Source organism: Microbulbifer sp. GL-2 (assembly GCF_007183175.1).
Lineage (GTDB): Bacteria > Pseudomonadota > Gammaproteobacteria > Pseudomonadales > Cellvibrionaceae > Microbulbifer.
Genome location: NZ_AP019807.1, coordinates 847,136 through 873,250, shown reverse-complemented (window position 1 = coordinate 873,250; position 26,115 = coordinate 847,136). Strand labels below are relative to the sequence as shown.

Annotated in this window: 22 protein-coding genes; 14 read left to right on the top strand and 8 right to left on the bottom strand. The window is 51.1% G+C overall.

The window, feature by feature from the left end:
- Positions 1–117 precede the first annotated feature (117 nt).
- The 4 genes from GL2_RS03865 to GL2_RS21415 all read right to left on the bottom strand — a co-directional run bounded on the left by GL2_RS03865 (position 118) and on the right by GL2_RS21415 (position 4,104).
- Entirely contained in the window at positions 118–2,151 is a 2,034-nt protein-coding gene (locus tag GL2_RS03865) for an ATP-binding protein (RefSeq protein ID WP_143729388.1), read from the bottom strand.
- A 57-nt stretch (positions 2,152–2,208) separates the two neighbouring features.
- Positions 2,209–2,898, bottom strand: coding sequence for a proteobacterial dedicated sortase system response regulator (pdsR, locus tag GL2_RS03860; RefSeq protein WP_143729387.1), 690 nt, complete (start codon positions 2,896–2,898; stop codon positions 2,209–2,211).
- Between the two features lie 221 nt (positions 2,899–3,119).
- The gene (locus GL2_RS03855) at positions 3,120–3,806 is read right to left on the bottom strand and encodes an OmpA family protein (RefSeq protein WP_143729386.1); all 687 of its coding nucleotides are present in this window, start codon (positions 3,804–3,806) and stop codon (positions 3,120–3,122) included.
- A 160-nt stretch (positions 3,807–3,966) separates the two neighbouring features.
- Entirely contained in the window at positions 3,967–4,104 is a 138-nt protein-coding gene (locus GL2_RS21415) for a hypothetical protein (protein ID WP_172621049.1), read from the bottom strand.
- Positions 4,105–4,372: 268 nt separating this feature from the next.
- On the opposite strand from GL2_RS21415, the gene murJ reads away from it, so the two are divergent.
- From murJ to ispH, 6 genes are all read left to right on the top strand, one after another.
- Entirely contained in the window at positions 4,373–5,890 is a 1,518-nt protein-coding gene (gene murJ, locus GL2_RS03850; RefSeq protein ID WP_232053822.1) for a murein biosynthesis integral membrane protein MurJ, read from the top strand.
- Between the two features lie 111 nt (positions 5,891–6,001).
- Positions 6,002–6,985, top strand: coding sequence for a bifunctional riboflavin kinase/FAD synthetase (gene ribF / locus GL2_RS03845; RefSeq protein ID WP_172621048.1), 984 nt, complete (start codon positions 6,002–6,004; stop codon positions 6,983–6,985).
- 48 nt (positions 6,986–7,033) lie between these two features.
- Positions 7,034–9,838 carry an isoleucine--tRNA ligase gene (gene ileS / locus GL2_RS03840; protein ID WP_143729383.1) on the top strand — a complete coding sequence of 935 codons (2,805 nt, stop codon included), beginning with the start codon at positions 7,034–7,036 and terminating at the stop codon, positions 9,836–9,838.
- Complete coding sequence (gene lspA, locus GL2_RS03835) at positions 9,831–10,358, top strand: signal peptidase II (protein WP_143729382.1); 528 nt, start codon at positions 9,831–9,833, stop codon at positions 10,356–10,358. Before ileS ends, lspA begins: the two co-directional genes overlap by 8 nt.
- Before the next feature lie 6 nt (positions 10,359–10,364).
- Positions 10,365–10,805: an FKBP-type peptidyl-prolyl cis-trans isomerase gene (fkpB, locus tag GL2_RS03830; protein ID WP_143729381.1), complete on the top strand. Its 441-nt coding sequence runs from the start codon at positions 10,365–10,367 to the stop codon at positions 10,803–10,805.
- Between the two features lie 54 nt (positions 10,806–10,859).
- The gene (gene ispH, locus GL2_RS03825; RefSeq protein WP_143729380.1) at positions 10,860–11,792 is read left to right on the top strand and encodes a 4-hydroxy-3-methylbut-2-enyl diphosphate reductase; all 933 of its coding nucleotides are present in this window, start codon (positions 10,860–10,862) and stop codon (positions 11,790–11,792) included.
- A gap of 32 nt (positions 11,793–11,824) precedes the next feature.
- Here the strand turns inward: ispH and GL2_RS03820 are convergent, their stop codons facing one another.
- A complete protein-coding gene (locus tag GL2_RS03820) occupies positions 11,825–12,337 on the bottom strand; it encodes a GspH/FimT family pseudopilin (protein ID WP_143732781.1) in 513 nt (170 codons plus the stop codon).
- A 198-nt stretch (positions 12,338–12,535) separates the two neighbouring features.
- Between GL2_RS03820 and GL2_RS03815 the strand changes: the two genes are divergently transcribed.
- The 6 genes from GL2_RS03815 to GL2_RS03790 are packed head-to-tail and all read left to right on the top strand — an operon-like array spanning position 12,536 to position 19,049.
- The gene (locus tag GL2_RS03815) at positions 12,536–13,096 is read left to right on the top strand and encodes a GspH/FimT family pseudopilin (protein ID WP_143729379.1); all 561 of its coding nucleotides are present in this window, start codon (positions 12,536–12,538) and stop codon (positions 13,094–13,096) included.
- A 1-nt stretch (position 13,097) separates the two neighbouring features.
- Positions 13,098–13,535, top strand: coding sequence for a type IV pilus modification protein PilV (pilV, locus tag GL2_RS03810; RefSeq protein ID WP_143729378.1), 438 nt, complete (start codon positions 13,098–13,100; stop codon positions 13,533–13,535).
- Positions 13,536–13,545: 10 nt separating this feature from the next.
- Positions 13,546–14,616 (top strand): PilW family protein, encoded by a 1,071-nt coding sequence (locus GL2_RS03805; protein WP_143729377.1) that lies wholly within the window; start codon positions 13,546–13,548, stop codon positions 14,614–14,616.
- Between the two features lie 17 nt (positions 14,617–14,633).
- Complete coding sequence (locus GL2_RS03800) at positions 14,634–15,179, top strand: PilX N-terminal domain-containing pilus assembly protein (RefSeq protein ID WP_143729376.1); 546 nt, start codon at positions 14,634–14,636, stop codon at positions 15,177–15,179.
- Positions 15,180–15,185: 6 nt separating this feature from the next.
- Positions 15,186–18,605 (top strand): pilus assembly protein, encoded by a 3,420-nt coding sequence (locus GL2_RS03795; RefSeq protein ID WP_143729375.1) that lies wholly within the window; start codon positions 15,186–15,188, stop codon positions 18,603–18,605.
- Between the two features lie 12 nt (positions 18,606–18,617).
- On the top strand, positions 18,618–19,049 hold the full coding sequence (locus GL2_RS03790; RefSeq protein WP_143729374.1) for a type IV pilin protein: 432 nt from the start codon (positions 18,618–18,620) through the stop codon (positions 19,047–19,049).
- 104 nt (positions 19,050–19,153) lie between these two features.
- Here the strand turns inward: GL2_RS03790 and GL2_RS03785 are convergent, their stop codons facing one another.
- Both GL2_RS03785 and GL2_RS03780 read right to left on the bottom strand, forming a co-directional pair.
- The gene (locus GL2_RS03785) at positions 19,154–20,563 is read right to left on the bottom strand and encodes a sigma-54 dependent transcriptional regulator (RefSeq protein WP_143729373.1); all 1,410 of its coding nucleotides are present in this window, start codon (positions 20,561–20,563) and stop codon (positions 19,154–19,156) included.
- Between the two features lie 131 nt (positions 20,564–20,694).
- Positions 20,695–22,275, bottom strand: a complete 1,581-nt coding sequence (locus tag GL2_RS03780; protein ID WP_143729372.1) for an ATP-binding protein — start codon at positions 22,273–22,275, stop codon at positions 20,695–20,697.
- 92 nt (positions 22,276–22,367) lie between these two features.
- Between GL2_RS03780 and GL2_RS03775 the strand changes: the two genes are divergently transcribed.
- Complete coding sequence (locus tag GL2_RS03775; protein WP_172621047.1) at positions 22,368–23,996, top strand: NAD+ synthase; 1,629 nt, start codon at positions 22,368–22,370, stop codon at positions 23,994–23,996.
- A gap of 58 nt (positions 23,997–24,054) precedes the next feature.
- Here GL2_RS03775 and GL2_RS03770 read toward each other — a convergent pair whose 3' ends face one another.
- On the bottom strand, positions 24,055–25,005 hold the full coding sequence (locus GL2_RS03770; protein ID WP_232053757.1) for an outer membrane protein assembly factor BamD: 951 nt from the start codon (positions 25,003–25,005) through the stop codon (positions 24,055–24,057).
- A gap of 100 nt (positions 25,006–25,105) precedes the next feature.
- Here GL2_RS03770 and rluD point away from each other — a divergent pair, with 100 nt between their 5' ends.
- A complete protein-coding gene (gene rluD, locus GL2_RS03765) occupies positions 25,106–26,056 on the top strand; it encodes a 23S rRNA pseudouridine(1911/1915/1917) synthase RluD (RefSeq protein ID WP_143729370.1) in 951 nt (316 codons plus the stop codon).
- The last annotated feature ends 59 nt before the right edge of the window (positions 26,057–26,115 follow it).

Here is a 26,115-nt window from a genome sequence, read left to right as displayed (position 1 = left end):
ATCTGTAACTAACAGGCCCTGGGGCCCGATCGGGACGCGACATTATCCCCACAGTTGGTTGTTTGTCAACCATAGTTAGGCGCGTATTGCGGATATGGCTACAAAGTCCTGCAGCCGTCAGCGACTTGGCAAGGCCAGGCTGAACTCAACGCCGCTGTTATCTTCGCGGTTGCGGGCTTCCAGGCGGCCGTGGTGGAAATCGGCAATCAGCCTGGCGATATGCAATCCGAGCCCGAGATGCCCCTTATTGCCACCGTCCTTGCGCACAGAAACGAGTGAGTCGAACAGCTTGTGCGTATAGCCGTTCGGTAGCGGCGGTCCATCATTACTAACGGTGATCAGATAATTTTCGCCACAGGCGCGGGCTGAAAGGTGAATTTCACTGCCCTCCGGAGCGAAGCTGCAGGCATTGTCAACCAGTTTGTCCAGCAGTTGCGCCAGCAACTCCGGGGCACCGTGACACTGCAGTTTTCCCTCGGGTTTATCCAGTTGGAAGTGGTGTTCTGGGTGGGCATCGCTATAGCACTGGACCATGACTTCGAGGAGATCAGCAAGGTCAAAAGTTTCACGCTCAGCTTGGTGGATACTGGCTTCCAGGTTACTGGCCGCGGAGAGGCTGTTGAGAATACCGGACAGGCGCATGCTGCCATCCATGGCGCGCTCTGCATAACGTCGACTGAGCGGGTCCAGCTCGCCAGCGGTCAGGTTGTCCAGGGAGGAGCGCACCACAGCAAGAGGAGTACGCAGCTCGTGAGACAGCTTACTTGCCAGGGTGCGCAGGTATTGGTGGTATTGGTCCAGCTCACCGAGCAGGCTGGCAAAAGCACGATTTAGCGCTCCCAGCTCATCATTGGCTCTTGAATGTGGAAAGTTGCCACGCAGCTTGCCGCTGGCATCCACGGCATTGCGCGCCGCGCGGTGCAGTTTGCGGATGCGCCAGGATAGCCAAGTGGCATAGCCAAGCAAAAATAGCAGCGCGGTACCCGCAGCGGCACAGCTGATTAACCACAACCGGTGGGCTGCCCCCTCCATCATAGACTGCATGGCCTCGCCAGACTGGAGTACCAGTACCCGTCCGAGTAATGGCCGTTCGATCACTTCATCGGCGCGGGTGATAACGGGAACGCTGACGGCTCCAATACGTGATTGAAGGGGGCCGCCAAACCACTGTTCCTCAGTGTTGCGACCCTTCACAGTAGCAAGAGGACGGGTGTCTGAGGGCAGTGCTGGCAGTGTCTCCCGAGCCAGTAGCTTGCGGTAAATCCAGCGGCGCAGCCAGGGAGTCGCCGCTATCTCATCTGACTTATCCGGTTGCAGCTGTCCACTACTGGCGAGCAGGAATCCCTCATTATCCACAACGGCCAAAAGCAAGCTTGGGCGGGCAAAGTGGTCCAGTTCTACCTGTAGATCGGGTAGGGGGCCTGTCAGGCGGCCGGGCTTCCCATCGGCAGGAAAAGTGCTCGCGCTGCGAACAGGCGGCGCACCGTCGCTGCTGGTGCGATCCAGAATACGAATCGAGAGGCCTCCTTTGGTCAGGCTATAAGGGAGCGTCAGTTCCAGCTGGTAACCTGCAGGAGAGGCGGTCCAGCGCCCGCGGAGCCGCAGCTCGCGTTCAAAACGGCCCTCCCTCGGGTTGTGCCACATAGCCCTAACCGGGCCCCTGCTCGATACCGGCAGTATGTAATGTCGGTCCCCGGTGAACAGTTCGATGGTATCGCCACCGGCGAGCAGCCCGGTGCGAGGGTCGCCATAGGCGGGTGTAGAGTCACTGACCGTGAGCAAAATGAAGACCTGTTCATTGTATTGACCGAGGGACACCTGCCCAAGCGGGGTGAGCTGGTCGTCGGGCAGTACTCTTGGCTTCTGCGTCAGGGGGTGCCAATCATCCCCATAGCCATCCAGTATCGGGGCCTGTGACAGCGGGTTGAGGTATAGCTGGGCGCCGGGTGGCCTGGCGTGGCGTAGTGGGTCTGGCGCGATCAATTGTGGCGCGCTGGCCAGGCGGGCGGCAATAGCTGCAGCGGTGGCCTCAAGCGCTTGCATCTGCCCCTGTGCTAGGGCCGCATCTACTTGGCGCAGGTATTGGCAGCCAGCCCATGGAAGGGTCAGGGCGACAAGGCTGACAAGCAAGAGTTGGCGGCGAAGCTTCATGGGCGGTGCTCTTAAAGTACTGTGCGCCGGATCGACTCACGCCGCGGTCAAAAATGGTTAAGGCTGCCAGCGGTAGCCCATACCGTAGGCGGTTCCTATGGCGTTAAATTCTGTGTCCAGGCTTTGGAATTTACGGCGAATACGCTTTACGTGAGAGGTGATAGTGTTGTCATCCAGAACCACCCGTGCGGCCTCCATCAGCTGGCTGCGCGACTTGACGTGCCCAGGCCTCTTGGCCAGGGCGTGGACTATCCAGAACTCAGTGACAGTCAGGTCTATCGGTTGTCCACCCCAGTGACAGTGCAGCCTGGAAATATCCAGTTCAAGTTTTCCCTGGGTCAGGCTTTCTCCCTCATCACTCTGATCCCGCAAGATGCTTACTCTGCGCAACAAGGCATTGATGCGCGCCTGCATGTGGGGCAGAGAAATGTCCTTGGTCAGGTAATCATCGGCACCGAGACGCAGGCCGGAGATAATATCCAGTTCGGAGTCCCTGGCAGTGAGGAAGAGTATGGGTAGGCTCGGCGCCATGGCACGCAATTCCCTGCACAGCTCGAAGCCGCCCTCTACCTCTCTGCCAAGGCCGACATCAATCACAGCGAGATCTGGCAGGCGCTGGCGAAAGGCATCCATGGCCTCAATCCTGGAGCTATATAGGTCAACACGATAATTGCTGCGGCGTAGTGCATCGCGGTAGTTTTCGGCGATTGCACGTTCATCTTCAACAATGGCGATAGTTGCACTCATGACTGATTCCGGCTGCTTCCCTCTTAGGCGGAGAATCATGCACGAAATTACAGGCTATTGGCAAAAAGGCGGGCGAAGATCGCCCGCAAGCACAACAGGGTTTCTTTCAGGAGGAGTTCACGGGCGCATGCGTGGTCCACAAGTTGATATTGCGGTCAATACGGGGAGCTGCTGGCCGGTGAGAGCGAATTTTCAGTCCGCTGAAGCCGGCCAGTATTGGCTCAGAAACTGCCGGCCACAGATTCCTGCAGGGAGAACCGGATATCCACCCGGCGCTCCATCGCGTAAGCATCCACATCGCCGCGAGTCGCCTGCGAATAGGTGGAGCCCAGGGCGCGGCGGCTAATACGCGAGGCGTCGACTCCCAGGGATAGCAGGGCTTGCTCGACACTCAGGGCGCGCTGGTCTGACAGCACATTGTTATAGCCGTCGCTGCCGCGTGGGTCGGCGTGGCCTTCCAGTTGAATCTGCAGGTGTGGATGGCGCTTGAGGAAGTCGGCCATGGCGCCCAGCTGTTGTAGCTGGCCTTCCTGAAGCTCATCTTCTCCGGTGGTGAACAGCATTTGGAATTGCAGGGAGTCCAGTGCCAGTTGGCCGGCATCGTTTGCGGACAGTCGAGCCGCATCCAGTTGCTGTGCCAGGTTACTGAGCTCTGCACGGCTCTCTGTCAATTGTGTTGCCAGCATATCTGCCTCGTCTGCTTGCTTAATCTGCTCGCCGAGCCAAGCCCCGCCGAGTGCTCCAGCGATAAATCCGACCGGCCCGCCCACTGCTGCCCCGGCTACGGCGGCAGAAGTGAAGACCGTGGCCTGTTTGGCCGGGGTCAATTTTGATTCGTTGTGTTCCTTTGCCTGGGCACCGGAGGCGATCAGGGAGGTCAGGGCTGCAACCATTAGTGCTTTTTTCATTACTCTCTCCTTGGAGGCTTTCTTTGTACTCGTTGGGGCCAAATTGTTTCCGGCCCGTTTGAGTGCTATTAAAAGGCTCCAAGGAGGCGCTGGCGTGGCGCAGCAGTGGCAAACTACAACGCAATAATGGCGAAATGTGGCAAAAGGCCCTTAGGCCTGTTTACAGCAGACGGCGGTAGCGCCGGTCGCGAGGTGTGTCTACTCGAACACGGACTCGCTGGGGACGGGGACCGCGCATCACTGCTATGTAGAGCACAATCGCCAGTGCCAGAGCAAAAATCAAAGCGTTAATGGTCATCCTTTTTCTCCCCGCGCCGCCTGCTCCGTGGGACGCGTGACTAGCTCATAGCTAGTATAGGCTCGCGGGCACCATGTCGTAGAGCCGCAGACTCTCCCTGAGCTTCCAAAGTTACCGCCGAATTGCGGTAGACTTGCCGGCCAACAGGTCCTACCTATCGCCAGGAGTCGTAGTTTTGTCGCAGCCATCCCCTGCCCAGGAACAACCGGTCGAGAAATCCGGCATCTCACGACTGCTGCGCGGCAGTTCGGTGGTTGGCGCAGCGACAATGCTATCGCGGGTGGCTGGTTTGGCTCGTGATATGGCCCTGGCCCGTTTTGCCGGGGCAGGGGATGCCGCTGATGCCTTCTTTGTTGCCTTCAAAATCCCCAATTTCTTTCGCCGCCTGTTTGCCGAGGGTGCCTTTGCCCAGGCATTCGTGCCTGTGTTGTCTGAATACCGTCAAAAAGGCGGGATTGCAGCGGCGCGCGAGTTGAACGACAGGGTTGCTGGCGCTCTTGGTGGCGTGCTGCTACTAGTTACCCTGTTTGGCGTGCTATTCGCACCAATTGTGACGGGAATATTTGCTTTTGGTTGGTGGTGGGACGGCAGCGAACGTGAGAAGTTCGATCTTGCTTCGGATATGCTGCAAATCACCTTCCCCTACCTGATGTTGATCTCCCTGGCCGGCTTTACCGGAGCGATTCTGAACAGTTTCGATCGCTTTGCCATTCCTGCGCTAACCCCCGTGATGTTGAATCTGGTCCTGATTGGGGCAGCGACGGTGGCTACCTCCTGGTTTGACCCGCAAATTCTGGCGCTGGCCTGGGGGGTGTTTGTGGCTGGAGTAGTTCAGCTGTTGTTCCAGTTGCCTTTCCTGGCTCGTGAAGGCTTGTTGCCAAGGCCCAAGTGGGATTGGAGCCACCCGGGTGTACGTAAGATCCTGCGCCTGATGGCGCCGGCGATTTTTGGGGTTTCTGTCACTCAAATCAGTCTAGTGTTGGACACTATATTGGCATCTTTTTTGCCGAGTGGCAGTGTCTCCTGGTTATATTTTTCCGACCGCCTGACTGAATTGCCGCTGGGTGTATTTGGTGTGGCGGTGGCTACGGTGATACTGCCGAACTTGTCGCGTCAGCATAGTGATGGCAATCCCCGTCATTTTCGCCACACTCTCGACTGGGCCCTGCGCAGTGTTACCTTGATCTCCTTGCCAGCCTCCGTGGCCCTGATTGTACTGGCAGAGCCCCTGTTGACTACGCTGTTCCAGTATGGCGAGATGCGGCCGTATGATATGCAGATGGCGGCTTGGTCCCTGCGGGCTTACGCCATGGGACTGCTGTCCTTTATGTTAATCAAAGTACTGGCGCCCGGTTATTTCGCGCGCCAGGATACCTACACACCCGTACGCTTTGGGCTGATTGCCATTTCAGCCAAGATGATTTTGAGTCTCTTATTCGTGATCCCGCTGAATTACTACTTTAAGCTCGGTCATATGGGATTGGCATTAGCGACTGCCTGCCAGGCGGCGATCAATGCCTGGCTGCTCTACAAGGGACTCCGCAGGGATGATGTTTACACCCCTGAGGCAGGGTGGGCCAACTATCTGCTGCGCCTTGTTGTGGCGAACCTGTTTATGGTGGGGGTGTTGCTTGGCGCACTGCACTTCTGGGGTGATTGGGGCAGCTGGAGCTGGTTTACCAGGGCCTGGCGTATGGGAGTCGTGGTTGCAGCTGGGAGCCTGGCTTATGTTCTGGTCTTGCTGGTATCGGGCTTGCGTCCCCGCCACTTCCGCCCGACCAGTTGAAATTGATCGGGTTGTTGATCCTGTTTGGTGGCTGATGCAAGTGGCCACTGGTCGCCAAGTGGGAATCCGCTATACTGTGCGGCTCGATTTTATGAGGATGGGAAGATCGTTTTGGCCCAGGAGCGCGAACTAATTCGCGGGTTGCACAACCTGCGCCCCAGTCACCGGGGATGCGTGGCAACGATCGGCTCGTTTGACGGAGTACACCTCGGTCACCAGGCGATAATTTCACAGTTGCAGCAGCGTGCGCTTGAGCATGGTTTGCCCTCGGTGGCAATTATCTTCGAACCCCAGCCCCATGAATTTTTCTCCTCCGATAGGGCCCCTGCGCGCCTGATGCGATTTAAGGAAAAGGTGCTGGCGCTATTCGAAGCCGGTGTCGACCGGGTCTTGTGCCTGCAGTTCAATGAAACCCTGCGCAGCCTGAGTGCCGAGGCATTTGTCCAGCGCGTACTACTTGAAGGGCTGGGTATTCGCCATTTGGTGGTGGGTGACGATTTTCGCTTTGGTTGCGATCGCAGTGGTGATTACAACCTGCTGCAGGAAGTGGGGGAGCAGCACGGATTTACCGTTGAGGATACAGCAACTCTGGAAATTCGCGGTGCCCGGGTGAGTAGCACCCGTATCCGCGAGGCTTTGCAGTGCGGGGATTTTGATCTGGCGCAGGCCCTTTTGGGTAGACCCTACCGGATTACCGGCAGGGTGGCACCCGGTCGGGCCCTGGGGCGTCAGCTCGGTGCGCCCACGGCCAATGTGCGCCTGCACCGCTATCGCTCTCCGCTGGTAGGCGTCTACACGGTGCGCACTACTGCCACCGATGGCAGAGACATCGCCCGCGGATGTGCGGAGCTGGATGGTGTTGCCAACGTTGGCTTCCGCCCAACAGTCGAAGGCGAGGGTGCCAGGCCGCTACTGGAGGTAAACCTGTTCGATTTTAGTGGCGATCTGTATGGGCGTGAGTTGGCTGTGGAGTTTTGCCACAAGTTGCGCAACGAAGAAAAGTTTGCCTCACTGGATATCCTCAAGGCCCGTATTGCCGAGGATATTGAAGATGCCAAGGATTGGTTCGTTCAGAACCCCCGGCAGTCCCGATAAACTGACAAGACATAATTTATTTTCTACTAGAGCTGAAGTAGACATCCAATGACTGATTATAAAGCGACCCTGAATCTGCCTGAGACCGATTTTCCCATGCGTGGCAACCTGCCACAGCGTGAGCCGGCAATTCTGAAAAAATGGCAGGACAACAAGCTCTACGAAAAAATTCGTGAGGCGCGCGCGGGGCGCGAGCAATTTATTCTGCATGACGGCCCTCCTTATGCGAATGGCGATATTCACATTGGTCACTCAGTCAACAAGATTCTCAAAGATATAATTATCAAGTCGAAAACCATGAGTGGTTTTGACGCTCCCTACGTGCCGGGCTGGGACTGCCACGGCTTGCCTATTGAGCATCGGGTAGAGAAAAAAATCGGTAAGGCCGGAAGCAAGGTGGACTTCAAGACTTTCCGTCAGAAGTGCCGTGAGTATGCCGCCAAGCAAGTGGAAGGGCAGAAGAAGGATTTTATTCGCCTGGGTGTGCTCGGCGAATGGGATAATCCCTACCGCACCATGGACTTCCAGTTTGAAGGCGATATTATCCGCGCGCTTGGGCGCGTGGTGAAGAACGGCCATTTAGCGCGCGGTTTCAAGCCTGTTTACTGGAGTGTGGTAGGCGGCTCAGCTCTGGCAGAGGCGGAAGTGGAGTATCAGGATAAGGTTTCCTACTCCATCGATGTTTGCTACCCGGTGAGCGAGGAGGCGTGTCTGGCTATCGCAGATGCCGCCGGTGGTCACGCGGGTGATGGCCCCCTGTCTGTGGTCATCTGGACTACAACCCCCTGGACCCTGCCATCAAGTCAGGCAGTTTCCGTCAATGGTGAGCTGGAATATGTGGTTGTGCAGACCGGCAAACGCCGTCTGCTGATTGCTGAAGCGCTGCAGGATACTGTATTGGCCCGCGCTGGCTTGGAAGGTGAGGTGGTCGGTCGGATCCGTGGCACAGCTTTGGAACACCTGAAAGTACATCATCCCTTCTACGACAAACTGCTGCCGATTGTTCTTGGAGATCATGTCACTACTGATGCCGGTACAGGCTGTGTACACACGGCCCCGGATCACGGCCCCGATGATTTCCAGGTGGGTAAGCGATACGGTATCGAGACCCTGAATTACATCGACAATAATGGCGTATATCGCGACAATGTACCGCTGTTTGCGGGTGAGCATGTATACAAGGTCGACGATAAAATTGTCGATCTGCTGAAAGAGCGCGGCGTACTGTTACATCAGGATAAACTGAAACACAGCTACCCCCATTGCTGGCGTACCAAAACCCCTTTGATCTACCGTGCAACACCTCAGTGGTTTATCAGCATGCAGCAGAACGATCTGCTTGAGCAGGCGCAGAAAGCTGCAGACGATGTGCAGTGGATTCCCGGTTGGGGCAAGGCTCGTATCGATGCCATGCTGGATGGTAGCCCGGATTGGTGTATCTCGCGACAGCGTACTTGGGGTGTGCCGATTGCGCTGTTTGTGAATAAAGAAACCCATGAACTCCACCCCGATACTCCGGTGCTGATGGATAAAGTGGCAGAGAAGGTTGATGCAGCGGGCATGGACGTCTGGTTTGATCTTGACCCCTGCGAGTTGCTGGGCGATGAGGCCGACCAGTACGAGAAAGTGACCGATACCCTCGATGTATGGTTTGATTCCGGCGTTACCCACTATGCTGTATTGGAGCGTCGCAAAGCGCTACGTTTCCCTGCCGACTTGTATCTTGAAGGTTCCGACCAGCATCGCGGCTGGTTCCAGTCCTCCCTGAAGACCTCCATAGCGATTAATGACTGCGCCCCTTATAAGCAGGTGCTGACCCACGGTTTTACCGTGGATGCCCAGGGCCGCAAGATGTCGAAGTCTATCGGCAATACTGTCGCTCCCCTGGATGTAATTAACAAGCTGGGTGCGGATGTGCTGCGCCTCTGGGTATCGGCTACCGACTTTAGTGGTGAAATGGCGGTCTCCGATGAGATTCTAAAGCGCACAGCAGATTCCTATCGCCGCCTGCGCAATACCGCACGCTTCTTCTTATCCAATCTGGCAGGCTTCGACCCGGAAAAGGATTTGTTACCCGAGGGTGAACTACTGGCGCTGGACCGTTGGGCTTTAGACAAGGCTGCACGCCTTCAGGATGAGATCCTGGCTGCCTACGATAACTACCAGTTCCATCAGATTTACCAGAAACTGCACAATTTCTGTGTGGTGGAAATGGGTGGCTTCTACCTTGATATCATCAAGGACCGCCAGTACACCACCAAGGAAGACAGTGCCGCACGCCGCTCAGCACAGACTGCTCTCTACCATATTGTGCAGGCCTTTGTACGCTGGATAGCCCCGATCATGAGCTTTACTGCAGAAGAGCTGTGGCAATTTATTCCGGGCGCAAATACCGACAGTATTTTTCTCGAAGAGTGGTATCCACTGCCCAAATTACCGGCCGAGTCAGGCAAGGGCGCTGATTACTGGGCTGCCATTGCCGAAGTAAAAACAGCAGTAAATAAAGTGCTGGAAGAGCAGCGTGGGGCTGGAGCTATTGGTGGTTCCCTACAAGCTGCGGTGACTCTTTATGCCAGTGATGACCTGCGCGAGAAACTGCTGGAGCTGGAAAATGAGCTGCGCTTTGTGCTGATCTGCTCCTCCACCTCTGTGCAGCCCCTCAGTGATGCCGCTGGTGCAGAGGCCACTGAGATGGAAGGCCTCAAGGTCAGTGTGAGTAAAGTAGATCACCCCAAGTGTGCACGCTGCTGGCATTACCGTGCCGATGTGGGTGAGAACAGCGATTACCCGGATATCTGTGGTCGCTGTGTGGACAATGTGGCTGGTAAAGGTGAGGTGAGGCACTATGCCTAAATCCAATCTGCTACTCGGACATCCCTGGCGTTGGTACTGGCTGGCGCTGGCACTGGTGGCCTTGGATGTGATTACCAAAGTATGGGCTGTGGATATGTTTATGCATGGCCCGGCTCTACAGATTATTCCTGGCTTCCTGCAGTTTACCTATGCAGAAAACTACGGTGCAGCTTTCAGTTTTCTGGCCGATGCTGGGGGCTGGCAGCGCTGGTTCTTTGGTATCGTCGCCCTGGGTTTCAGCGTTGTCGTTATCATCTGGTTATGGCGCCTGCCCACTAGAAAACGCTGGGAATCCTGTGCCTTGGCCCTGATTCTGGGGGGCGCCCTCGGCAACCTGTGGGACCGTATTCTGTTGGGCTATGTTCGGGATTTTATTTCCGTGTACTACGGTACTTGGCACTTCCCGGTGTTCAATGTAGCGGATATGGGCATCAGTATCGGCGCGGCCATGCTGGTTATCGAGCTGCTCTTTTTTGCTGAAAAAGACGGCGATAAAGCAAAAAATAACGCGGAAGTTTAACGAATTATGAGTAATAGCGTTATCGGCGAACACAGCCGGGTAACCCTGCATTTCAGCCTGAAGCTGGATGACGGCACCGAAGTGGACTCCACTTTTAAAGGCGACCCTGCCTCCTTTAGTGTTGGCGATGGCAGTCTTCTGCCGGGCTTTGAAAAAGCCCTGTTTGGTCTCAAGGAAGGCGATGAGGCGGAAATTGAAATTCCACCGGAGTTGGGTTTTGGCCAGCGCAATCCTGCGAATATGCAGAAAGTGCGCCGCGATAGCTTTTCCCCGGATATTGAGCTGGAATCAGGCCTGGTGGTGTCTTTTGACAATGGCAGTGGTGAGCTGCCAGGTGTCATCCGCGAGATTGAGGAAGATGAAGTCACCGTTGACTTTAACCACCCTCTGGCGGGACAGACGCTCAACTTCCACGTAAAAATTATTGCGGTAGATTCTATTCAATAAAATTGGGCCCGGTTTTTACGCTGAGTTGATTATCGAGAGAGTGTTTAAGTAAAGATGCAAATCCGACTGGCTAACCCCCGAGGCTTCTGTGCCGGTGTTGATCGCGCGATCGATATCGTCAATCGCGCCCTGGATGTCTTTGGTGCACCCATTTATGTACGCCATGAAGTGGTGCACAACAAGTTTGTGGTGGAAAGTCTGCGTGAGCGCGGTGCCATTTTTGTAGATGAACTATCGGAAGTGCCCGATGATGTAATTGTTATCTTCAGTGCCCACGGTGTTTCCAAGGCTGTACAGAAAGAGGCGGATAACCGCGGCCTGCGTGTATTCGATGCAACCTGCCCACTGGTTACCAAGGTTCACATTGAAGTCAGCAAGTTCAGTAGCGATGGTGCCGAGTGCATATTGATTGGTCATGCCGGACACCCGGAAGTAGAGGGCACCATGGGGCAGTACGACAGTACGGTCGGGGGGGCCATCTACCTAGTAGAAGATGAGGAAGATGTAGCAAGGTTACAGGTGAAGGATGAGAATAACCTCACTTATGTTACCCAGACTACGCTCTCGATGGACGACACAGCACGCGTGATTGACGCCTTGCGCCTGCGCTTTCCCAAGATTCGCGGCCCGCGCAAAGACGACATCTGTTACGCGACCCAAAATCGCCAGGACGCCGTCAAGCAACTGGCACTGGAAAGCGATCTGGTGCTGGTGGTCGGCAGTCCCAACAGTTCCAACTCTAACCGTCTGCGTGAACTGGCCGAACGTTGTGGTGCCACTGCCAAGTTGATTGATGGAGCAGCGGATATCGATGCTAATTGGCTTGCCGGCAAGCAATCCATCGGCATCACCGCCGGCGCCTCCGCTCCGGAAGTGTTGGTACAAGAAGTGATCACCAGACTGCAACAGCTTGGTGCCAATCTGCCCGAAGAAATGGATGGGCGCGAGGAGAATATTCGCTTTTCCTTGCCGAAGGAGTTACGGTAATTTGTCGTTTTGTCCAAGGGGCGGAAATTAGTTCAGAGACAGTCATCAGGCTCCGCTTCTTTTATCCGTAAACGCCCGCTGCGGGATAAGATAAGGGCTTGGCCACTTTCAATGTCAGTGGCGCAAATATATAAAGTTCCTGCCTGAAAGGCTCCTAGAGGGGAGCCTGTTCGTCGACTCTCACCGCTGCTTATAAACGATATGTAGTTCTTTACTGGTGAATTAGGTATTACAACAATATTATCCAGGGCACCTCTCTTCGATAGCAAAAGCTCATCATCACTACGGGTTCCATTATTATCCAGGTCTATAAAGACTTCCCAGCCTAACTCCCACTGCCCTAGGTTTCGCATGGTTATCCTCTGGTTTCTGGTAATCGCATTGGTGCGTGTTAGTTGCACCGCGTTAAGTAGATCCTCGGTAGCGGTTTCTACACGGGTATTTTGAATGAATTGAGTGAAGCTTGGCATGGCAGTCAATAGCAGTATCGAAACTACTGTGAGCCCAACCAGTAGCTCAAGCAATGTAAAGCCTTGTTTAGTCATTCTCCTCTCCACATTTTTGACAAGGGTCTCATTTTCTAAGCCACTAGATCTTTTGATTTGGCCGTTTGTCGGCTGCGAATAGAGGTGGGCTGGGAAAGCGTGCTAGGTTGCCACTATAACGCTGGGTTACTTTCTGCGGCTATATGTCTGGCGGATGAGTAAACGTAAATTAACCAGTTAGGATAACTCGGAAAGAAAATGTCTTTTAAGCAGTCCCGAAAGAGTCAGAGACCAATACAAGGCGGCTTTACATTAATTGAGCTGATGGTCGCAATTACGGTTCTAGCGATTGTGGTGGCAGTAGCGGTGCCAAGCTTTACAGATATGATTAATAATTACCGCTCGGTTTCATTGGCGGAAGATTTCGTTAGTGGGTTGAACTTCGCCCGAAGTGAAGCTGTTAAAAGGGGTACTAATGTATCAGTTTGTGCCAGCAGTAATGGAACTGATTGTGCAGGTGCGAATAATTGGTCCGATGGTTGGATAGCATTTACTGATGGTGCTGCAACGGAGAAAGCTGGTGCCCCAGTTGTGAATACTGTATTACGCAGTTGGAGCTTTGAGGAAGGGAATGCAGTTATCAACGTGAACCAAAATGCCGCAACTAACTTTTTACGTTTTACTGGAATGGGGATTTTAGGTCGATTTACCCCTACGACTATAAATTCAAAAGTGTCTGGTTGTACTGGTGACAGTGCTAGAAGCATTGGAGTTGCAAGGTCTGGAGTAATTTCGATAGCGAAGGCGAGTTGTGAATAACATGAAACAATTCAAAAAACAGGAAGGCGTTGGCTTAATTGAAGTGATGGTGACTCTATTGATCTTATCAACATCGTTATTGGGTTTGGCCTCATTACAGAGTAGGGCGCTTCAATATAACCATAGCGCCTATATGCGGTCCCAGGCAAATATCCTTGCTTACGATGTGTTAGATCGCATGAGAGCAAGCCGTGGCAGGTTGGATGATTATAAGTTGGGCGTTAACGATGCCCCACCAGTGGCTAGTGGTAATCAGGCACAATCTGACTTGATTGAGTGGCGACAGAATCTGGCTGACAGGCTGCCAGAAGGTACGGGCGGTATTTCATGCGATACAAGTAGTGTTTGTACTGTAATCATTCAGTGGGCAGAAAATGATGCGACTGGAACAGGTGGTAATGCGGATATTAGCAACTTTCAGTATATGACGAGAATTTAGAGGGAAGCAGATGCGTAAACAATCGGGGATATCCCTGGTAGAACTCATGGTATCAATTACCGTAGGTCTGGTGCTTCTAGCAGGCGTCACCCAATTATTTTTGTCCAGCAACTTAACCTTTAGCACGCAAAATGCGATGTCCCGGGTTCAGGAAACTGGGCGCTTGGCGATTGAGTTTTTAAGTGAAGACATTCGAATGGCTGGTTATGTTGGATGTGCAAACCCTTCACGCCATTCAGGTAGCGGGGATATAGAAAACTTCCTAAATGACGGCCACTTGATAGGGTATAGATATGATGTTGCTGTAGAAGGGGAGGATTCTTCAAAAGATGTTGATGGGTTCCCTGATCAGGTATTGGCGGACACCGATGCAATTTTAATTCGCAGTGCTTTTGGTAGTGGCGTTGGGGTTGCGCAGATGAATGACCCAACTCAGGTATTTGTCGAAAATACAGGGGTGGAAAGCGGTGGATGTGATAAAGGTAAAGATAAATATAGTGGATTTTGTGAAGGTGACATCGTTGTAATATCAAGTTGTAGCTATGTGAGAATTTTCCAGGCAACCGGTTTTGTTGGTGGAAGCTCCAGTGAAACTATTGCAATCCAGCACTCGGATACCGCCTCTTTTGAGCCCGGTAATAAAACAGCAGTTTGGGGTGATCAAACTACTGATGGGCAAAATTCTTTTGGTGAAGATGCTCAAGTCATCGGTTTTGAGTCGACCTTTTATTATATTGCCGATGGTACTTCTAGGCGACCAAGTTTATTTAGAAAAATAGATGATGAGGATCCGCAGGAATTACTTGAAGGTGTTGAGGATATGCAGATCACTTACGGTTTAGACAACGACGGTGATGATGTTATTGATGCCTATCAAACAGCAAATCAAATTGTCTCTCTTTCTGATTGGAGTAATGTTACCAGTGTTCGCCTAGATTTATTGGTGGCTAGTATTGAAGATAATGTTTTGCAAGAAGCTCAGCCTTACACTTTTAACGGTGAGGTGGTAAACAACCCTGGGGATCGTCGTCTTCGGCAGGTGTTTACCAGTGTTGTAACTATAAGAAGCCGTGTGCCCTGATTATAATAAGGTCTCTTATGTATAAAGAAATCAATACTTTCAAGCAGGAGCGAGGAGCCACTTTGTTGGTTGGCTTGGTCATGCTGTTGCTAATGACTTTTATTGGCCTTGCGGCTATCCGGGGGAGTGGTATGCAGGAGCTTATGGCAGGCAATATGCGGGATCGCCAATTGGCGTTTCAGGCCGCAGAGTCTGCTCTTCGAGTTGCTGAAGATGCTCTGGAGGCTGACCTTAATAAAAGTATTAGCACTATTTTTGATGGCAATACTGTTGGGTATGGTGAAGAGTTGGATGGCTCGAAAAATAGCGGATTCTGGTTGGATTTTAGTTGGTCTGCTGTGTCGGTAGAAACTGACCTTGACCTGGAGAATGTGGCTAGTCAGCCGATTTATATTGTCGAAAAGGTGACGACTCAAGCAAGCAATACTGGTGAAACCGGTGGTGCGATTGATCTTGAGTCTGTGGATAAAGGTGTCCCTGCCAACTATTACCGAATAACCAGTAGAGGTGTCGGCGGTACTGAAAATACGGTTGTGATTTTGCAATCTACTATGAAAGATTGAGTGGTGATGAGAAAAATAGCTATGTCATTTATATCTGGAAGAATTAAAAGTTTCTCTGCTGTAATTGCCGCATCACTGACACTTGGAGTTGCCCACAGTGCTGTATCCCTAACGCTATCCCAGCAGCCTTTATTTTTAAAGCAGGGCACTGATCCGAACATTATGTTTGTTCTTGATGACTCGGGTTCAATGCAGTTCGAAGTTACGCCCTCTGAAGTGGCTAATTACTTTAACAAGCTGGATAGGGTTGCCTATGTTTTTCCAAATTCTGCAACAGATAATTCATCGGTAAATTTTATACCTTGCCCATATGCAGATGGGAATACAAAGAATTGTGATTACTGGGCGGGTGATGATCAGGCGGTTCCTAGGTTTGAAGCTGATAATAAGTGGGCAGCTTATTATCGCTCCGCCTATAACAATAAAACTTATTATAATCCGGAAATTCAATATGCCCCATGGTCGAAGAAAGATGGTTCGCTTTGGCCTGCGGCAAATCCAGAGGCAGCCTACCATAACCCGGCAAATACTTCTAAAGGCTGGAGAAATTTAACGGCTTATAATTACCAGTATGCAAGTTGCTGGATAAGGGATTCTGCAGCCAAAAACTCCAAGAAAAAAGATGCTTGCGGAAGTGGTGACGTATACTTTTATCCGGCTACTTACTTCCAATATAATGGCACTGGCAGTGTTTTTGAAGCATCAAGCTATATCCGTAAAGAGATTAGACCCGGTTTAACTTACGAGCGTGGTGTTGACCGTACAGATTGCACTCAGTCCTCTGCTACTTCAACTACCTGTACTTACGAAGAAGAAATTCAGAATTTTGCTAATTGGTATTCTTATTATCGGTCTAGGGTACTATTGTCTCGTGCGGGTATTGGGCAGGCTTTTAGTTCTCAAACTGAAAGTATAAGAGTGGGCTTTGGAACCTTGAACTCCGGAGCTAGAGAGGTGGATCAAGTTAGTACTAGAACAATTATTAATGGTGTCCGCGCCTTCTCTGGAGATGACCGTGAAGCTTTTTTTGATAATCTTTATGGTGTAGATGTTCCTCAGGCTGGCACTCCACTTCTAAGTGCATTGAAACGTGTCGGTGACTATTATAGTCGAACGGATAAGAATGGCCCTTGGGCAGGAGAACCTGGAAGTGATGACTCCAGTGCTCAAGTTGCCTGTAGGGCGAGTTATACCATTCTAATGACTGATGGCTACGGCAACGATTATGGAAGTGTATCAGTTGGTAATGTAGATGGTAATGACGGAAACCCATTTGAGGATTCTCGTTCAAATACTCTTGCAGATATTGCCCGGTATTATTGGGAAACTGATTTACATACCAGTCTCGATAATCAAGTAGACAATGAGCCTATTGATCCAGCAAATTGGCAACATATGGTGACCTTTGGAGTCGGTCTGGGAGTGACCGGTAGTGTTGATTCTGACTCCGCCTTTAAGGCCATTGAAACTGGTGCTGCAATTACATGGCCAAATCCTAATAATAGTGATGCGGCGAAGCTAGATGATTTACTCCATGCTGGGGTTAACAGCAGAGGGGGGTTTTACAACGCAGCGAATGCGACAGTATTTGCATCCCAGCTTTCCGATCTGCTTTCTAGAATTCAGGAAAGGGAGGCTTCTGCCTCATCTGTTGCTGCCAACTCTACAAGATTGAGTACAGATAGCGCAATTTTCCAGGCAATTTTCAACTCTGATGGTTGGACCGGTGAGATAAAGGCGATTAAGCTTGAAAGTGATGGAACACTGTCTGACACAGCTCTCTGGAGTACTTCAACAGCTGGAAAAATTCCAACGAGTAACCGTGATATCATAACTTTTGATGGCTCTGATACTGTTGATTTTATCTGGTCAAAATTAACCCCTGCCCAGAAAGCCGCCTTGATCAATACTGACGATGAGGATTTAGCAAAACAGAGGCTGGACTGGGTGCGAGGTGAGAATGTCACTGGTCTACGTGATAGGGCTGTTTTGTTAGGGGATGTTGTAAATGCAAGCCCCGTATTGGCAAATAATAAGGATCAAAACTTTAACTTATTGCCGGAAAGTTTGGGGGGCGATAGCTATCAAGATTACCTTGAAGATCATAAAGATGACCGATCTGAAATTCTTTACGTCAGCTCGAACGATGGCATGGTGCACGCCTTTGACTCATCTGATGGATCAGAAGAGTTTGCATATGTCCCCAGTGCTATATATTCAAAGTTAAAGAATATTGCAGCATTGGATTATGGAACTGAGGATAATCCACATCAGTATCTTGTTGATGGCCCTTTATTTGTTAGTGATGCTTATTTTGCTAAGAATAAAGGAAGTAGCCCAAAGTGGATGAATGTCCTTGTCGGAACCTACGGCGCAGGTGCTAAAGGGTTATTTGCTTTAGATATTACTGATCCTGAGAACCCTGACATATTATTTGAAATTGATGGTTCTCACCCCGATATTGGCAATATTCTTGGGCGACCAATAATTGCTCCTACAGCAGATGGTTGGAAAGTTATATTTGGCAATGGATATAATTCAACTAATGATGTGGCTAAGCTGGTAGTGCTTGACTTGGCCGATCCAACTGATATTCAGGTTATTACTACAAATACAGATAAGAAAAATGGATTGGCAGGCCCCTCATTGTTGATAGACTCAAGTAGGGTAGTACACGCTGCTTATGCTGGGGACTTGCTGGGTAATATGTGGAAGTTTGATGTTTCCAATAAAGAGTGGCAGCTGGCTTTTTCAGCTAATGTCCCCTTGTTTACCGCCAAAGATCCAAATGGAAAGATTCAACCAATTACCTCTACACCAGTTCTTGGCTCTAATGCAGAAGTAGATGGCGCTATTATGGTGTACTTTGGTACTGGGCAGTATGTAAGCCAGACAGACCAAACTGCTGGAAGTATTATTCATAGTTTTTATGGAATAGTGGATAAGGGAGTTAGTATATCAAGTACCGATCGTTCAGATTTGATGCAAAAAAGTATCGTTGAAACCGGTGATTCTAGGGATATTACAAACGATGGAGAAACCAGTTGGTGGTCGACAAAGAACGGTTGGTATTTGGACTTTAATACTAATGCTTCTGTAATAAGCGGAGAAAGAGTAATTAGTAAACCCTTGTTAATTAATGACCGCCTAATTTTTCCAACTTTAGTTCCTTCGGATGATCCTTGTGTAGCGGGTGCTTCTGGTTGGATTATGGAATTAGTGGCACTGGGCGACCCTAGATTTGCCGGAGAATCAATTATTGGTGGGTCTAAAAAAATTGACGAAGCAATTATCGGTTTATCCGATGTGATTATTGCTGGAAGAGATATCATTGCTCCATATGTAGATGTTGGAGGGAAACCTGGAACTATCGGTGGCCCTAAAATAGGGAGCATTGAAAGGATCTCCTGGAGACGGATACGCTAGTTGAGGTGACTTATGAAAGTGAATTTTCAAAAATCAAATTCAGGATTTACCCTTGTGGAGCTAATGATTGTTGTTCTGATTGTAGGAATTATCAGTGTGATCGCAGTTCCTTCCTATATGGATATGATCCGCAGCAGTAATCGAGCTGATGCAAAAGCAGTACTTAATGATGTGGCTCACCGGTTACAGCGATGCTTCACTACCTACAGTGCCTACAATAGCGGTGATTGCGCTGTTGCTGGCTCTATTACTGGTGGGAATAGTGTTGATTCCGAGAAGAGTTACTACACAGTTACTGGTGTTTTAGCTGCAGCGAGCTTTGACCTTACGGCGTTGCCGGTTGCGGGAAAAACTCAAAGTAAAGATAGTGAATGTTTATCTTTGACTTTAGATGAAGCTGGCACTAGAGGCGCGACTGGGTCAAATACGGCAGAATGCTGGTGATCATATTCAACATTAAATAGTTAATTACAAAATCTGTATAACCAAAAATAAATAGACTTACTGTTACCACACTTATTATTGGTGTGGTAACAGTTTATGTTCTTTCATGTTTCCAAACCTAATTTCTTTAACCTGTATCGCAGGGATCTGAAGCTGATGCCCAGTTTCTGAGCGGCAGCAGTTCGATTCCAGCGAGTTTTTGTTAGCGCGCTTTCAATCGCTTCTTTTTCAATATCTTGAAGAAACTCATCCAGGGAAGTGTACTGACTGGGATCGAATCTATTGTTTTCTTGAGATTGTTCTTGGGGGAGGGCTGCTACTGAAATATTTTTAGCTGCATCTATTTTATGCGGTTGCTCGTTACGTTCTAGGAAAAGGTCATCACAGAGAATTTCTTGTCGTTCACATAGGGTGAAGGCTCGCTCAAGAATGTTTTCCAACTGGCGCACATTGCCAGGAAAAGAATAGCTCTGCAGAGCCTCTAGAGCCTTATCCGTAATTCTGGGTGGGTTAATCCCGGAGTTTTTTGCAATACGCTGCATAATTGCATCAATCAGTAATGGAATATCACTTATGCGCTCGCGAAGTGGTGGTGTGGAAATCTCAATTACATTAATACGATAGTATAAATCGTTGCGAAACCTTCCCTCACTTACTTCTTTGCCAAGATCTTTATGAGTTGCGCTGAGAATACGCACATCAATAGGAGTTTCCTGGCTTGCTCCAATAGGTCGAATGCGCTTCTCCTGTATCGCGCGGAGTAGTTTGACCTGCATTTCAAGTGGCAGGTCTGCAACCTCATCTAAAAACAAAGTACCACCTTGAGCACTTTGCAAAAGGCCTAATTTATCTTTATGGGCTCCAGTGAAACTGCCTTTTTTGTGACCAAAAAACTCGCTTTCCATTAGTTCATTTGGTATGGCGCCACAGTTAACAGGTACAAACGGCTTATCTGCCCGAGCCCCTTGTGCATGAATTGCACGAGCAGCCAGCTCTTTACCGGAACCAGATTCCCCACTGATATAGACTGGTGCATCACTGCGTGCCACTTTAGCGATTTGCTCTCGTAGCCTACGCATATTATCGGCCTCACCCAAAAGCAAGTGCTTGCTGACGCTACTTTGATTACTATCTCCTTCCTGATCTTGATTTAGGCGCAGGGCGAGTTGGGCAAGGTTACGCAGTCGCTCAAGGTCAACGGGTTTACTGACGAAGTCAAAGGCACCAAGTTTCAGTGCTTTGATTGCAGTATCCATATTACCGTGCGCGGTGATAACGGCTATGGGTAATTCCCGGTGTATACCGGACTGAATATGCTCAACCAGCTGGAGACCATCCCCATCAGGGAGACGCAGGTCTGTAAGGCAAAAATCATAGCGATTTTGTGTGAGTAGCCTCTTTGCTTCTGCGAGATTGGCTGCGGTATGGCAGTCCACATCCATGCGCTGCAGCGTGAGGGTGAGTAGCTTGCAAATATCCGGTTCGTCGTCGACAACCAGGGCCAGAGGTAGCATCAATTCCCTGTCTATTCTTGTTTTGTTGATATTAGAGGCAACGGTGCCACTTCTGATTATGTCAGAAATTCTTTACGAATAATTGCCTGTATTTTGGGAAAAATTCCTGAGCAAGATCAAGTCACACTAGTTTAGTGAACAAATTCAACCCTGAAGCAACTTTTGTCGTCAACGCTGCGGCAGTGGTAAAGGCTTGCCTTATTTGTTTCACACAGTTCCCTGGCGATATAGAGTCCTAGTCCACTGCCGCTGCTACTAGTGGTGAAAAATGGTTCGAAAACCTTTGATTTGTGGGCTTCGGGTACACCTGGACCACTATCCTTAACATCCACTTGGGTACAGGCGCGTTCGCGATTGTAATAGGCACTAATGACGGCTAGTCGTTTGCCGGTGGCAATCTGGGAGTGGTGCAGGGCGTTGTCTGTGAGGTTGGTCATCACTTGGGTCAGTTGTGCGGTATCAAACTGGGCTGAGATGGGTTGCTTGGGGAGCTCCAGTTGTACCTGGTCGCCACTGTTGGTACCGGTATTGAAATCCTGAATGAATTGTTGCAGCCAGTCTGTCAAGTTATGTTCTTGTGGATCTCCTACTTTGCGGCGTGAAAGCTGCATAACATTTTCGATGATCTGATTTACCCGCTGGCTCTGCCGGCAGATGATGTCGGTCAGGTGGTGATCTTCTTCGCGTAGTTGCGGAGATTCCGACAACAGTTGGGCTGCATGACTGATGGCAGAGAGAGGATTGCGCACTTCGTGGGCGATAGAAGCGGTGAGATGTCCGAGAGAAGCGAGCTTTAATTTTTGTGCAGCCTCGGCCAGTTTGCGATTGTCTTCGACAAATACCAGGGTACTACAGCCATTCTCATGCTGGAGGTTGGTAAAATTGAGTTGCAGCTCACTGCCGGTTTCAGATTGGAGGGGTCTGCTGCTGGAATTACTATTATTGCGCCATGCCCGGATGGCGTGACGTAAAGAGTCACTTTGCTCGCCCTCGGAGTGCAAATCGTACCCTAGAAGTTGTCGGGCAGCTCGATTGATAAGCTCAGGCTGACTGCTTGGCCCCATTACAATTACCCCTGTGCCCATGCGTTCAATAATCTGCTGTGCCAGCCTTTGTAGGTGAGCGGCTTGTCGGCTTTGCTGGTCGGCGCGCATATTTGCACTGCGAATACGGGCGGATAGGTACTGGAGTGCACTGACAGTGGCGAAAAGCAGTAAGCCGAGGCCTCCTGCAGCGACAATATCCTGAGAGGTGCCCTGCCCAGATATCAGGTTGTAAAGTTGCAGGCCAATTACCCCGAGACTAGCGATGGCGGCGAAGAAAGCGCTCATGCGCCTGTCGAGGAGAATAGAACCAATAGAACAGTTGACTAGGAGCAGATAGCCAAGGCCAGAGTTCAGGCCGCCGCTGGCCTCGATAAGTAATAAAAATACAAGGATATCGCAGCCAAGGATGAGCCCAATCTGCCCGGTACCTACCTGATAGGCTTTTTGCCGTAAGAAAACTAACCAGCTGAAGTTGAGAATGGTGTAGACCAACACCGTATAGAGAAATAGTGCTGGCAGATGACCGCCCAGGGCACCGGCACCAATATCGGAATAGAAAACCCCCAGTAGAACCAGTGCAATGGCCAAGCGATAAATTGCACAAATACGCAATAATTCATGGTGTTGGAGAGATGCTGTATTACGAATTGAGGAGGGATTGCTCAAAGTGGTTTCCCGGTATTGTTGTTGTGGTGAGCCGCTGCTGTTGCTCCACTACAGAGGTTACAATGGCGGCCTGTCTTGTCCGAGGTTTAATAATGTCTACTTTGCAGCTAGTGCTGGCACAAATCAATTCTCTCGTAGGGGATATTCCCGGCAACACCGCAAGTGTTATCGAGGTGGCGCGAAAGGCTTATCGAGAGCTGGGGGCTGACCTGGTCTTATTCCCGGAGCTGACTTTGTGCGGCTATTCACCGGAGGATCTGCTCCTGCGGCCCAGTATGCAGATACGTATTGAGGCGGCGCTGGAGGCGTTGAAAGCGGCACAATTGCCCTGTGCCATCCTGGTGGGCTACCCACGATACCGGGATGGGAAGATATTCAATATGGCTGGTCTGGTTAATGGTGGCGAATTAGTTGCTGAATATGCTAAGCAAAAGCTGCCAAACTATCAGGTGTTTGATGAGAAACGTTATTTTACCAAGGGCAGTAAGCCCTGCGTGGTTGAAATAAAGGGTATCTCCGTCGGAATCAGCATTTGTGAAGATATTTGGCACCCCCAGCCGATTCAGGATGCTGTAGAAGCTGGCGCAAAAATAATGCTGAATATCAACGCATCCCCCTTTCACCGAGGCAAGGCGCAACAACGCTTAGAACTGCTTTCGAAGCAGGCACGTGAGGCTGGGATCCCAATAGCTTATGTGAACTGGTGCGGCGGCCAGGATGAATTGGTATTTGATGGCGGCTCATTGGTTGTGGACAGTCGGGGGCGGGTTTGCGCGAGAGCTGAAGAGTTTGCAGAGCAGTTGCTGGCGGTATCGGTCTCCCTGCAAAGCGGCAGGGTCACACTGTTATCCGGAAATAATGCTCCGCCACTGGAAGATCTGGCGGCAGTTTACCAGGCCTTGGTTCTTGGAGTGCGCGACTATGTTAATAAAAATGGATTCAATGGTGTGGTGCTGGGGCTCTCGGGGGGGATTGATTCAGCTCTGACTTTGGCGGTTGCGGTGGATGCGCTGGGTAAAGAGCGTGTGGAAGCGGTTATGATGCCATTCCACTATACCTCTGACCTCAGTAAAAATGATGCAGCTGATCAGGCCCAACGTCTCGGCGTTCACTACCGGGAAATCGGCATTGAACCTATCTTTGACGCCTTTATGGGTGCTTTATCAGAAGAGTTTGCCGGCAGTGAAAGGGATACTACGGAGGAAAACCTGCAGGCCCGTTCCCGCGGTGTGCTGTTGATGGCCATTTCCAATAAGAAAGGTGCGATGGTGTTGACCACTGGCAACAAAAGTGAAATGGCGGTGGGGTACGCGACGCTTTACGGCGATATGGTTGGGGGCTTTAATGCCCTTAAGGACGTACCCAAGGTGCTGGTGTTTGAGTTATCCCGCTATCGAAATACAGTCTCAGAGGTGATTCCTGAGACGGTGATCACCCGTCCACCCAGTGCTGAATTGGCACCAGACCAAATAGACTCGGACAGTCTGCCACCTTACGAGGTTCTGGATGAGATCCTGAATTTGTATGTCGATCGTGACGTTAGTGCCGAGGAAATTATCCGGCGTGGTTTTGAGCGGGATCAGGTCGAGCGTGTTGTGCGCCTGGTAGCGCGCAATGAGTACAAACGCCGACAGGCAGCTGTGGGTGTGAGGATTTCTGAGAGAGGCTTCGGGCGTGATCGTCGCTACCCGATTACCAATGGTTGGAAGGCTGGAGAATAGGTTAGTTCACAACGAAAAACGGCGCCAATTGGCGCCGTTTTTCGTTGTGAAGACCAGCTTATAACAACTCTGGGGGCAGGGGAGCTTCACCGCGATTGTATTCGGGATTGTACAGTTCGCGACTGTCGAAACCATCAGGGTCGGATTTTTCAAACAGGCCCAAGGTCACACGATGTACCAGGCTGCGGCCGCTGGCACCCTTGTAGTAATCGTAGTTAAAAGTGCCGTCCTCATGGAAGGCAGGGTGATCTGGGTAGTTGTTGCGCATAACGCTCAGGGCATTAGCCTCCAGTTCCGGCATCTCCATCAGGTTGTAGCCCTGTACCATGACCGCAAGTGCATCGGGTACCGCAGGAGTTTGCTGGAAGTTCTCTACCACATAACGGCCGCGGTTGGCGGCAGCGAGGAAGGCTCCGCGCTTGAAGTAGTAGTTGGCCACGTGAATCTCATAGCGCGCCAACAGGTTGCGCAGGTGAATCATACGTTTCTGCGCATCTGCGGCATAGCGGCTCTCGGGGTAACGGGCCATCAGCTGGGAGAAGTAAGCGAAGGATTCACGTGCAGAGCCGGGATCGCGGTTGGTCAGGTCTGTCGGCATAAAGCGCTCGAACAGGCCGGTACCCTCGGTGAAGGAGGACAGCCCCTTCATGTAGTAGGCGTAATCGACATTGCGGTGCTGGGGGTGCAAGCGGATAAAGCGATCCGCAGCAGCGATGGCCGCATCGTTCTCGTAATTGCGATAATAGGCGTAGATCAGTTCCAGCTGGGCTTGTTCAGCGTAGTTGCCGAAGGGGAAGTTATCCTCCAGGGCGCGCAGGTTCTTGATCGCCATGTCCCATTGGCTGGTGCGCAACTGCCGCTGTGCTGCCTCATAGAACGCCTGTTCGGTGCGGTTGCCGGTGGGCAAGCCCTCTTCTGAATCGTCAGTGCTGGCGCAGGCAACCAATATTACGGAAGCCAAGGCCAGCCACAGCATTTTCCAAGTCTGCATAGCCCTTCGCTCTATCATTCTTACACTCTACCTTATTAAACTATCCGCCAAGATTAATCTGGCGCGTCCGACATTTAACCACAGTCGCGGTGCTGCCCAAAGTATTTGCAATTGTTTAATGAATGACCACCTAAACCTCGATATTGAAGTGCCAGCCAATATGGCTGGTCGAAGATTAGACCAGGCTGCGGCCGAATTAATTCCCGGTTACTCACGGGCGCGTTTGCAATCCTGGATTAAAGGCGGCCAACTTACCCTTAATGGTGCCCCTGCCAAGCCCAAGGATAAGCTATTTGGCGGTGAGCGGCTGAGTCTTCGTGCAGAGCTAGAGGCCCAGGGCGCCTGGGGTGCCGAGCCCATGGATCTGGAAATTGTCTACGAAGATGACAGTCTCCTGGTTATTAACAAACCCGCCGGACTGGTGGTTCATCCAGCCGCCGGCAATCCCGATGGCACTTTGCTAAATGGCCTGCTGCACCACTGCCCCTCCCAGGAGAAAATTCCCCGTGCGGGAATTGTGCACCGTTTGGATAAAGACACCAGTGGCCTGATGGTTGTGGCCAAGACCCTGACGGCTCAGGCCCATTTAGTAGACCAGTTAAAACAGAGAACGGTCAGTCGCCAATATGATGCCCTGGTCCAGGGTAGTGTCACCGGTGCCGGGAAAGTCGATGCCGCTATAGGGCGTCACCGGCAGAACCGGCTGAAAATGGCCGTACTGGACTTTGGCGGCAAGGAGGCCATTACGCATTATCAGGTGCAGCAACGCTTCCGGGCTCACACTTTGTTACGCTGCAAGCTGGAAACTGGTCGAACACACCAGATCCGGGTGCATATGGCCCATATTCGCCATCCATTGGTGGGCGACCCTGTCTATGGAGGCAGACCTAAGTTGCCACCAGATGCCTCTTCAGAGTTAATTGATGCCCTGCAGGGCTTCTCTCGGCAGGCCCTGCATGCAGCAGAGCTCGCCCTTATTCATCCGCAGAGTGGTGAAGAAATGCACTGGCGTGCATCTATGCCTGCAGATATGCTGGCCCTACTCAATCTACTCAAAAGTAGTAGCTAGTAGATGGATAGCAACTCAAAACCTCTTTTGTAAAAAGCCGGGGCCTATTGGTCCGGCTC